Raw genomic sequence first — 12181 nt, 5'->3', positions numbered from 1 at the left:
CCATGGTCTGTGTGGCTATGGTCTGTGTGGCTATGGTCTGTGTGGCTATGGTCTGTGTGACCTACAACAAATCAATGGCAATAATGACTGGCGCTACAGGTGCCATTAAACTCTGCCTTAGCGCTTTACCGATTGAATTAACATAATTTTTTAGTTAAAGCGCCCGAAAAACAACCAGTAATCGGCAAGCTAATCGGTAAGCTAATCGGCAAGATTTTCAACGAAATAATCAACGAAATAATTGGTAAGAAATCCTCGCGGCAACGGTAATCCAAAATTACAATTTGGTAATAAACGAAAAAATAGGGTATTTACGTTATAGAATAATAAACGTGAATAAAACCCTGCAAAGGGAATAATCAAAGAGAAACGGTATGAAAATAAACAAAAACAAAGGGTTTACGTTATTAGAGCTAATGGTGGTGGTTGCGATTGCAGCTATTATGGTTGCACTGGCTGCGCCGTCACTCAGCCGAACCTATCAAAACCAACAACTAGAGGGCGGCAAAGACCTCTTTTTGCGCCATTTGAGTCAAGCAAGACTTGAGGCAATGAGTCGTGGCGAGCGTGTCGCGTTGTGCTCGGCCAACGCGGCGATGGATGATTGTGATTTGGCAGCGAATGCGGCTGCTGCGACAGCCTCTGCGCGATTTTGGGGTAGTGGTTGGATTATGTTCGTTGATCGCAATGGTAACGGTGCTGTTGATGATGGGGAGGTTATTATTCAAAAAGGCACGACTGTCGCCAGAGATGTTGGGGTTTGGCAAGGGAACCCCGTTAATGGATTGATTGGCTATGTTGGTTATGGACCCAGCGGTCGAGGTTATACGCGAACAGCGGCAGGAATCAGTCAAAATGTTAGGACACGGTTTTGTATGGTAGACAGACGTTTCACGGTCGGTGTGAATGAGCGTTATTTCCGTGAAATTTCCATAGATTTTCTGGGGCGAGTGCGAGATCGGTCTCGTACGGGTGAGCAGTTAGGCTCGAGTACAGCTGCGAATGGTCCGCAGTGCGTGGGCGGTGCAAATTTGTGCAGTCAAGTTCAGCCCGGTGGAATTTCTGTCTGTCGTAAGGAGGCGGGACTATAATCATGCATGTAGGAGTGAATAAGGCTGAAATAATTCAGGCGGAGATAGATAGAATGCAATTAATTAAAAAAAACAATATGCCATTGGCCTCTCAGCCAGCGATTGAAGTGTCGTCAGCACTACAAGGAACAAATGTACGGAGTTTGAGCGCGCAACGCGGATTTACCTTGTTAGAGGTGCTATTCTCTCTGGTCATATTTGCGGTGGGGTTGTTGGGTTATGCTGCGCTTCAAGTCGCGAATACTAAGCGTTCTAGTGATGCGCTTAACCAAGTGTGGACACAGTATCACACTCGTCAATTAGTCGATATGATGCTATCTCAGCCAGAGGCGATGCAGTTTGGCTATTTTGCGACACAGACTAGGGACGCGGGTGGTGGTGTGGCAAATGGCGGTTTTATGCGGTGGGGTGAAAACTTGAATTTTCTACAAGGAGTTAACAATGTAGCAGAGCGACAATGCTATAGTGCAGGGAATAAAAATGGTGTGGATCCTTTTCAGGCAGTCGCTCCAGGCTTGGTTGATGCGAACTCGGCGACCGCTTCAGAGTCTTGTGATTATCGAAGATTTGCAGCCGACTACCTGCACAATATGTTTGCCTATAATCTAGCAAGGGATTTGCCCAATGCCGCTTTTAAGGTGGAGTGTATTGACGTAGATACCACTGATGCGACCGAGAAAAGGTGCTCTAAAAAAGGTTCTAGAGTGAATGTCACCGTTGTTTGGAGTTACGACCCTAATCGGCAAAATATTCCTTTGGCGGGCCGTGGGTGTTATACAGGAAAAAATGTAACACCAGTCAATGGTGTGACAGCAAACTTTAGTTTGACGGGCGATGAGTGTGTGCAATATAGCTTTTTTTACTAGCATCAATAGTATTGTATTTTGCCTTATCGGTAGGTAAGTACGTTAAATGAGTTAATTTATAATTGAATTTTATAATTAAATGATAAACAGAGATAGAAAATGAAATCAATAAAAAAACAAATGGGTTTGACATTACTGGAGCTGATGATTGCGCTCAGTCTTGGAGTGATTGTCGTTGCCATGTTGCTTAAAATGTTTGATGGCAGCCACATCAATTACCGGACAGTGAGTGCACTCAATGAAATAGAGGAAAATGCCGCTTTTGTTAATGATTTCTTTAATGCAGAGATAAAAAAAGTAGGCCATCGCCCGTTGACTGAGATAAGAAAAACACAAGGTTGGGCAAGGTCGATTGATCAAATTAACCAAGTGCGCCCCCTTAATGATCTCGATGCGGAGTTTCCTTTTAAGCCAATGACGAGAAACGGCCAAGATGCATTGCGTATTTACTTTATAGGAGATGATGAGCATGATATTCAGCACTGTGCAGGGGCAAGTGTCGTCGATGGGCGGGTGGGTTATTCTGAATTTTTTGTAGATCCCGCAACAAATAGTCTGATGTGTCAGGGTGGTTTTGCAAACGGCGACGAGGATGCAACGCCTGTCACCATTATAGACGGCGGCATTGATCAGCTTAACTTTCGTTATTTAGTAGATCTTAATAGAGTGGAGGCTGGAGACTGTACAGGTGGTATTGCGGGGGGGTTAAGTACGCTACAGGCTTATTTGGCAGTCGGGCAAATTGATTGTGGGGGTGACAATAAACGGAATAAAATTCGTTCAGTTTTAGTCGAAGTAGACTTAATTTCGACCAAAGATAATATTGCAACACGTGTTCAGGCATTAGATAAAAGTCCTGCGGCATCTGCTGCAGGTAAGTTAGGGCGGCAAGTGGTATTTAGTGTTAATGTGGAGAATGGATTGCTATGAAAAAAATAAATAAAAATTTCTCTATGCCAAAACAGCAGCAAGGCATAGTTTTGTTTGTTGCGATGGTCATGGTGTTGATTTTGGCTTCGCTGACGGTGACTACCGCGCAGGTAACGCGGCAGGCAACTAAGTTTGCTCAAATTAATGACAGCCGCATCCGTGCTGATCTTGCCAATCAGAGTGTCGTCAGAGATGTGGAGACGACACTGGATATTTTGCGCGCAAAAATTAATCCGCCAGCGAGCAATAATGGTGGTGGCGGCGTTGGGTGGGCAACCCTAAGCGCAAAATCTGCTGAGTCAACCCTCCAGCTCCCTGCGACAGATAAACCGATGACAGAGTATTTCTCTACCTTGATTGGCTTGCCGGCATTAACGGGTGCTTTTGTGCCTGACAACACTTCTTTGGCTTGCGCCGATGGGGTGCCGCTTAATTTAAGACTAGGGCAAGTGTCTGCAGCCGATGCAGTCAGTGGGGTAGTTGATTTTTCAGTTAATACCGAGGGTCATTGCCGTCCATTTTTGCGTGATCGTCCACTAATACTTAGTGGTGGCGGCAGTAAAGTAGGCACAACATTTACCACAGCCAATAATCTGGCCTCTTGGTTTTCGTTAGCATGGGTGGATTTTGAGTCAAGTGTTGCTTGTCAAGGCGGGGCCTGTGTGGCGAGTGGTAAAATCGGCGATAATAATATACTGCTGAGAAATCAGGTCGGCAATGTTTACCAGCAGAGTTTCGACGATATTGGTGCAGTAGATGACAATATTCATGATTACAAGAACTTTATTGGTCAAGCCAATCTGCCAGAGTATATGCTAGAGACGACAACGCGCAATGAATCAACAGGAGCGGGGGCAGGGACAGAGGAGCTAATGATTACTAACACAGGGTCTGGCTCTAGTGGATCGGACCCTGTAGTTTATATACACCGAATTACAGGCACAGGTTATGGTGGATTTATAGAGTCAGATGAACCGAATGTTAATGATCGTACGCGTTCAAACTTTATGACAAGAGCCATAAGGTTTTCGATCGAATAAGATAGAGACGATTTGAGTGGTGTTTTCGCTACGCAATAATCAACATAATAAGCAGATTAACAAAAAACTAACAGTTGAAATGGTATTCAAAAGATATAGGAAGGGTGCAATGAACAAATTAGCAAAACAAGCGGGACTATTTTTAGGGCTTAGCGCCTCGTGGGCACTGGCGATTGAGGTGCCAGACTGGCCATTAGAGCTAGAAGATCAGCCGGGTGAACGACTGGTTTTGCTGCATGTATCCAAAGAGCACGCGATGTATGAAAGTGCGTTTAACAACGTATCATTGACACAAACGGGTACAGACTGGGAATACCCCAAGGTTGAAGGACAGTTTAACCCGCGCAACGAGTACCGTGGCTACTTTAATCCTTATATTTGTTATCAGTATGACAGTGCAAATGATGGCTTTGTTATCCAAGGGTTAGTAGAAACGCCGTTGACGACGCAGGAGTCCATCAATGCCGGAGACACTTTAATCAATGGGGATGCTGATATAAACAACAACGATAATCCTGAAGATGATATTGAGCTTGTTGGTTATTATCACTGTAATGCAGGTTCCGATGAGAATTCGCCAGCTTATAATCCCGATGGGTTGTGGAGTGGGAATTATCTCAATTATATCACCATGTCACGTATGGATTTGGTGCGTTTCCAACTTTATGGCGGGAAAAAACCAGATGATGGCTTTACGATGACCTCACTGCCCTCTTCAGATGCTACTGTTGACCCAGGTCCCAAAAGCCCCTTGGCATTAGAGCGTGCGCAGATTCCGCCTGACAGCCATGGCTGGACAATTGGCTATAATCTAAATTCATCACGCTTTGTTGTTGGAGATGCCAGCGGTGAAATTAACGCAGACCCAGATAACAATCCAGAGAGCGTATGCTACCCTGAAAATCCAACAGAAGCTTATGACATAAATTTAAATCCTGTGCCGAGTTACCAAGAGTGTGACCCTGAAAATCCAGATAATGGTGGTCCATTTACCAAAAAAGTGGATGATGACGGTGTTCCAATTGAAAGCGATAATCTTAATTTGGCATGGGATTTCAGCGATTATGATCCAATTACTCAAGAAGAGTATGAAGCATTATTCCTTAAATTAAGTAATACGTGGCGGTTGTCGCATTTAACACCATTCAAAGACCCAGATGGCACAAATCACACGCTATTTGCGAACGCTACTGTGCGTGCATTTGATAATGCGCAAACTTCAGCGTCGTCTTTGACGGTAGACTTGCCTGATGATCGCAAGCCGACCTTGCGTGTGCTAGCAAATACTTCGCACAACACATGGCAGTGGGGCTCTGTGCCCGCACCGATGCACGAAGCGCGATGTTGGGTTGCCAATGCAGCGGCAGCGGCAGGCAGTGGATACTCTGTTGGTGCGTGTGATGCAGGTGATGGTTTTTTTGATTTTCGTGTCCGCCTCGAAGTTGATTGTGAGCGCGAAAAAGAATTGGTTGTCGGCTTAGTTGGTGCCATCGAAAGTGATATTAATGACATCATAGACGCCGTTCAAGACGCTGAGGAACAGTTACTGAAAGCCGAAGATAAGCTTGAGCATTATGAAGGTGTAAAAGAGGAACTTTGTGGTTCTGATGGGAATATTGACACCGAAGAAGTAGGGACAACTTTACAAGCTTTACAGAACTTAAAAAAAGATTTATTAGAGCAAATTGCCGATAGAGTTTATCAAGACTTAGATGCAACAAAAGGGATTCCAGGTATTCAAGAATATTTAATGCGTGATAATTTAGTCAATGTTGACAAAATTATCAAAACCAACATAGATGTAGGGAATGAAGGCGCTCCTTTTGCTAATACAATTGAAGCAGCGACAACGCCTGGCGGATTTGCGCAGACCGTGTTTGCCGAATTGGATGCTTACAAAGATGCATTGGATTCATTGGGTGTCACAAATTTCGAGTTTCCTGTAGGTACGACAATAAGCTTATCTAGTGTGTTAGATACTACAGAATTTGATACTAGGAAAGAAAAATTAATTACTGAATTAGAAGCCTACCGTTTGCTAGTCAATGCACTAGCCGAGCCTATGACCACGGCAAATATTACAGCGCTAAGAAATGCACAACAAAATTTGATTGATGCACAGACCGAGTTACAAAATTGGTTAAAAAGTGAGTACGATAAACTTGCTGCGGTCACCTTAGAGGATACGCAAGCATATCAGGATTTGCAGGATGCAGAGTCTGATTTGGCGGATGCAGAAACGGCGCTGACGGATGCAGAAACGGCGCTGACGGATGCAGGGGATGCTTTAGGCGCGGCAGAAACTGCGCTGACGGCTGCAGACACTGCTTTAGGCACGGCAGAAACTGCGTTGGCGGATGCAGACACTGCTTTAGGCACGGCAGAAACGACGCTGACGGATGCAGGGGATGCTTTAGGCGCGGCAGAAACTGCGCTGACGGCTGCAGACACTGCTTTAGGCACGGCAGAAACTGCGTTGGCGGATGCAGACACTGCTTTAGGCACGGCAGAAACTGCGCTGACGGATGCAGGAACTGCTTTAGGCACGGCAGAAACGACGCTGACGGATGCAGGAACTGCTTTAGGAACGGCAGAAACGGCGCTGACGGCTGCAGACACTGCTTTAGGCACGGCAGAAACTGCGCTGACGGATGCACAGACAGCCCTTAATAATTTGCCTGCTAGTGCAACGCCAGCAGAGACTGCAGCGGCGCAACAAGCGGTAAATGATGCGCAGGCAGCAAGAGATAATGCGGAGACAGCAAGAGATAATGCGCAGACAGCAAGAGATAATGCACAGACAGCAAGAGATAATGCGGAGACAGCAAGAGATAATGCGCAGACAGCAAGAGATAATGCGCAGACAGCAAGAGATAATGCACAGACAGCAAGAGATAATGCACAGACAGCAAGAGATAATGCGCAGACAGCAAGAGATAATGCACAGACAGCAAGAGATAATGCACAGACAGCAAGAGATAATGCACAGACAGCAAGAGATAATGCACAGACAGCAAGAGATAATGCGCAGACAGCAAGAGATAATGCACAGACAGCAAGAGATAATGCACAGACAGCAAGAGATAATGCGCAGACAGCAAGAGATAATGCGCAGACAGCAAGAGATAATGCGCAGACAGCAAGAGATAATGCGCAGACAGCAAGAGATAATGCACAGGGAGATTTAAACGCTGCTCCTTTACCAACAATCGATGGTGTGGCTATTGGTGATTACTGGACTGATGCGACCAAGGCGCCACAGCAGATGATCACTGCAGGCAATCAAATCGGCACAATACCTGCGCCAGTCGTACCTGGATATACGTTCACGCCCAGCTCGCATACCACAGGAAATTATGTGGAATGTACTTATAATGAAGGGGATAGAGATCTGCCTGAAGTGACTGTACAAGGTCCGCAAGATGGTACTGTCGATCCAGGTGAATGTACACCAGGCAATAGCACTGAAGCAACAACAACGGCCGCAACAGGGGCGCCAGATAGTATTACTGCTTATACTGACCCTGACGAACCTGCTGATAAACGAAAAGAAGCCGTTAATTGGATAAAACAGCTTATCGACCTGCAGGCGATGATTGATGCACAGCAAATCACTTATACTGAACAAGCACTGGCATGCACCGAGGCGACTGATGAGGTGACCGACATCGAAGACTTAATCGATGGCACGAATGAAGGCGGTGATAACTCTGGTAATGATAACTTGCAGAATGACTTTGATTCTGCTGGTGACCAGCTGGATTTAGGGAATGAAAGGTTCCGTAATACGGCTAGACGTGATATTCGTTTCACTCGTGCGTGTGCAGGCAATAATGTGACAGGATTGATTGACCGTTCGGGCTTCCTTTGGGGGCTAATGACAACGAGTTATAGTAACCCAGATCAAGGAGGTGTATTGCGGGTAGAAATTGGCGGGGATAGAGGCAAAATCATAGATACAATCAATAACCTGCGTGTTGCGTCTGAAGCAGGGCGCAATAGGGATAATAGCAGTGTCGATAGTATCGCCTATAACCAAAGTTGTATCACGCCAGGTAGCGCACCGCTAACCAATTGGGAGAATCGTGGTAATTGTCATAATATTGCAGACCCGAATGCCGAGTACTTGTTAGAAGGTCTACGCTACTTTTCTGGTGAAGAAGACTTCCGGGATAAAGCTGGTCAAGCTGGTGTAACTGATCCAGGCGAAGATACTCGAGCAACACCAACCAATGATTTTTATAACAACGGCAATGGCAGTAATACTGTTGATACCGAATACTACGTTGACTTTATGGGTATCAGCGTTGAGCTTCCTGTTGCTGAAGAAGAAAGAAATGGTCAACGCTGGTGGACAAGCGACCCAATCGAGGAATATGGCGCTTGCTCTGAATCGATGCAGCTGGTTTACAATGTAGCGGGAAGCAGTTTTGATAATGACGATATCTTTAATATCGATATTCCAGATCCTCAAGATCCCTATACGACGTGGAATTTAGTTAAAAGCGGAGACTTCGGAAAAACAGCGGTAGCTCAGATTGAAAAAAGTAATGTGTTGATTGGTGCATCAGGTGCAGACTATGTATCATTTAAGTTTAAAAATAAAGACATGCATGGACAATATCGCAAAGGAATATCTAGCGGCGGATCTTATTATGTCGCTGATATAACGAAACATTTCGATGGGTTGAGCGGCGATGTCCATAATGTTTATGAAGATGAAGAGGATGGCGTGCGTGGTGAGCCTTCTGCAGATTGCCAAGGTAGTGCGGGTCAAAATAATGACGGCTGTTCTGAGAATTTGGTTGATCCGCTCGCGGATATTCAGGGCGTGCGTCTCATGGCGGTCGAGGCGCAGCACACGTTGCCACGTATACGTATTCCGAAAAAACCTTTAGAAGAGATGGATTTATCTCAAGCTGACGGAGAAGTTATTGATGAAGAAGGTAATACTGAGAACGCCAAAAACAGTTCTGAATACCGAAAAAATTCTTTATTCAAAGAAGCATTAGCAGATGAATATATTGAGTTTATTCCAGTGGCGCAAACTCAGTTTGGTGGTGATACGTATAACCCAACAAACCGAATTGCGGCATTTGAGATGGTGTATGAATACAATACACGTGAAGGATTTACCAACGACGGTGAGCCACTCATCATCGATGATCAATTCTATAACAAATTTACGGACGAAGGACGTTTGGACTATGATTTCGAAGATACAATTGGCAATCCAACCATCCCACGGTTAGTCTATGATAACTTGCGTTTGCTTGCGCCTAGCAATATGGATGAAAGTATCAACGAAGGTCGTCCTGCCATGCAGTTTATCGTGACCTACAATGAACAAGAGGCAGGCAGTAACTTTGAAGGTAATTTCGTCGTTAAATACACAATACGTGTGAATGCAGATGAAAAGCTTGATGTGATTGTTGAGCCGCTGGCAGCAAGTACTAGCAACAACGTCAAAGCAGGCTACATCATGGCTCATGCAGACACCGAGTCACTTCAGCTCGTTGTTGATAGTAGCACGATGACAACTGCATCAACCGATCCAACACCCGATGATGAAACGGATGTGGTTGATTCGGGTTATGCATTCTTAACGACGGATACAGAGGCATTTTTACGCTCGCCGCTGTGGCATGCGGTTGAAGCAGGTCAGCCAAACCGAAAACAAAACTACTATGTATTGCATAATATTACCCACGAGGGGCTAGACTACATGCTTGATAACATGAATGTCAACACAGTAGCGCCGTCTTCAAACTTCAGCTGTGAAAATGGCAGACGCTATTTACAGTCAAGTACTGCACCAACCAGTGCGGTGACTGGTGAGTTTACTTATTCGTTTACCGCTTGGTTTGACTTTTGCGGGTGGGCAGGTGATCTCCGTGTCTATCGAATTGATGAATACGGGTTTATGCGCGGCGTTCGAAATGGTAATGTATATACCGACGAACCATTTTGGAGTGCAGGAGAATTGCTAAATAAATACTATGGCGCAAGCAGCCATGGTGCGCGAAACGTACAATTTTTATCTCAACCTGAGGATGCTGAAGGCAGTATAATCAGAGGTCCTGCAGCGTTTAGTGCAGGAAATGTGCTGAGCAGTCCATTAATGAAAAATAAGCTACTAACCGATAGAATCCAGTCTGCAGTTTTGGGCGGCGATGATAGTTATGTGAGTTCATTAGCGAATTGGTTGCGTGGAGATGACAGCAACGAGACAGATAAAGGCGGTGCATTTAGACCAAGAAAAGCACTTAGTGGCAGTAATTACAGCGATGCCGAAAACAACATTTTGGGCGATATATATGGCTCGTCTTTGGTCTACGTGGGTGCGCCAACTGACCTTGCGCGCAATAGCCAGCAGCCAGGATACAAGAATTTTTATGATGGCAATAAAAATCGACGAAAAATGGTTTATGTTGGTGCCAATGATGGTATGGTGCATGCCTTTGACGCCTTGACAGGTGAGGAAATTTACGCATTAGTATTGAACTCAACCGCCAATAAAATCAGTCGCATTGCGACGCCTGGCTATGATTGTAATAACCAACGGAGAAGACGATTTGATTTATTTGAGTATAGCGATGCAGACTGTCACAAGTTCCTAGTCGATGGTAAGCAAGTGGCTGCTGATGTCCAAATCAATAATGAGTGGAAAACGGTCCTTGTTGGCACGACAGGTCGTGGTGGCAGGGGATTGTATGCTATCGATATTACGAATCCTGGAGAAATCGGCGATAGTCCTTCTTCACCTAACGGTATCACCGCAATGTGGGAAATCGAAGGCGGTATCCCAGGTACCGACTATGAAAATCTATATTACACCTTCCCAGAGCCGACTATCACGCAATTGTCAGATGGCACATGGGTTGTCGTAATGGCTAATGGTTATGATGATGCTCAAGGCACAGGCGATAGTACCTCTGTTCAAGATGGTGAGGAAGGAAGTGTAGCTTCGCTATTCCTTATTAATATCGAAGATGGTTCGTTGGTAGATGAAATTATCCTTGATCCAGGTCGTGCTATTACTGATAGACCGCAGGGGTTAAGATCAGCGATTACAGCAGGAGAGGCGAATGGTTTGTCAACACCATTAGTGCTTGATTATTTTGTCGGAAGTTCAAATGATATTGGCTCTGATGGTAAGGCAGATACAATTTATGCAGGGGATCTGTACGGTAATCTATACCGCATTGATGTTCGTTTGCCGACCAGCCTAAACCATAGCACTGTCTTTACAACAATGGAAGATGATAGCAAGGTCAGACAGGCGATTACATCGAAACCACTGGCAAAACGGTTTAACTACGCCCCTGAAAGTGGGGATCTACAAAACGGCGTATTAATCTTTGTCGGTACAGGTAAATTCTTAGAGCGTAGTGATGATTTGTCGGGTGTCACAAACAGTTTTTATGCGATTTTCGATGACCCGGCTAGCATTAGTTCTGATACGTTGACACGTGCTAACTTGCTGGAGCGTAAGTTGTCCAAAGACACTTGTCAAGACAGTTCCCGACCGACTAAGGATCCGCTTTGTACGCCAGATAACCCGAAAACCACACAAATAGATGGAGAAGAGGTGTTTGTCTTCGCTGACGAGAGAGAAAAAACGGATTGGCGTGGAACCAATAAAAGCGGTTGGTACATAAACTTGTTTGAACGTGGGGAGCGAATCATCAATAATGGATTTTTCGTGGGCGATCAGGTCTCATTTTATGCGATTACGCCGAGTTTCAGTATTTGTGTTGCAGGCGGGAAAAGCTATGCGTATGTATTTGAGTGGGAGACTGGGCTCACGCCAAACGATGATACCACCTTTGTTACCAGCACCGATAATGCGGTAAACGAGGATGGTAACACAGGGGCCGTGCGTAAATGGATTGCAAATACCATTATCACAAATTACTCGATTGTTCGGACGAATAATGTGGTTCAGTTTTTTGGCTCATCCGCGGGTAAAGATTTAAAGGATGTGGTTAGTAAAGTTGATCCAGAAGAGGTCAATACCCAGCTAGGTAGTGTGTGTACGATCAATAGTAAAGGAGAATGTGTTCTTACTGATGTCGAAGACGCCTATGAAATTGGCCAAACTCCAGGTGGCGGTGGGACGTTAGGCGACCCTAGGGTTGGTGGAGGACTAGCTTGCGATGCGGGGTCTGTATGTCATATGTTGAAAAATCCCGCTGCTGGTCAAGCCAATTGGATTCGTGTCTACAGACCGTAGTAGGTAGTAGGCAGTAGC

Annotated in this window: 5 protein-coding genes; all 5 read left to right on the top strand. The window is 45.2% G+C overall.

What is annotated here, in order from left to right:
• Positions 1-374: 374 nt before the first annotated feature.
• Complete coding sequence (locus tag GCU85_RS00780) at positions 375-1091, top strand: GspH/FimT family pseudopilin (RefSeq protein WP_152808350.1); 717 nt, start codon at positions 375-377, stop codon at positions 1089-1091.
• A 53-nt stretch (positions 1092-1144) separates the two neighbouring features.
• Complete coding sequence (locus GCU85_RS00775) at positions 1145-1957, top strand: prepilin-type N-terminal cleavage/methylation domain-containing protein (RefSeq protein ID WP_218110451.1); 813 nt, start codon at positions 1145-1147, stop codon at positions 1955-1957.
• A 99-nt stretch (positions 1958-2056) separates the two neighbouring features.
• The gene (locus GCU85_RS00770; protein ID WP_152808346.1) at positions 2057-2887 is read left to right on the top strand and encodes a PilW family protein; all 831 of its coding nucleotides are present in this window, start codon (positions 2057-2059) and stop codon (positions 2885-2887) included.
• Positions 2884-3927, top strand: coding sequence for a pilus assembly PilX family protein (locus GCU85_RS00765; protein WP_152808344.1), 1044 nt, complete (start codon positions 2884-2886; stop codon positions 3925-3927). Before GCU85_RS00770 ends, GCU85_RS00765 begins: the two co-directional genes overlap by 4 nt.
• A 109-nt stretch (positions 3928-4036) precedes the next feature.
• Positions 4037-12163 (top strand): PilC/PilY family type IV pilus protein, encoded by an 8127-nt coding sequence (locus tag GCU85_RS00760; protein WP_152808342.1) that lies wholly within the window; start codon positions 4037-4039, stop codon positions 12161-12163.
• Positions 12164-12181: the final 18 nt, after the last annotated feature.

It is taken from the genome of Ostreibacterium oceani (assembly GCF_009362845.1).
GTDB classification, from domain to species: Bacteria; Pseudomonadota; Gammaproteobacteria; order Cardiobacteriales; family Ostreibacteriaceae; genus Ostreibacterium; species Ostreibacterium oceani.
This window is presented reverse-complemented; position numbering and strand designations above follow the sequence as displayed.

Coding starts and splice junctions, on each gene's coding strand:
- GCU85_RS00780 (WP_152808350.1), top strand. CDS start 375: ATGAAAATAAACAAAAACAAAGGGTTTACGTTATTAGAGCTAATGGTG.
- GCU85_RS00765 (WP_152808344.1), top strand. CDS start 2,884: ATGAAAAAAATAAATAAAAATTTCTCTATGCCAAAACAGCAGCAAGGC.
- GCU85_RS00770 (WP_152808346.1), top strand. CDS start 2,057: ATGAAATCAATAAAAAAACAAATGGGTTTGACATTACTGGAGCTGATG.
- GCU85_RS00775 (WP_218110451.1), top strand. CDS start 1,145: ATGCAATTAATTAAAAAAAACAATATGCCATTGGCCTCTCAGCCAGCG.
- GCU85_RS00760 (WP_152808342.1), top strand. CDS start 4,037: ATGAACAAATTAGCAAAACAAGCGGGACTATTTTTAGGGCTTAGCGCC.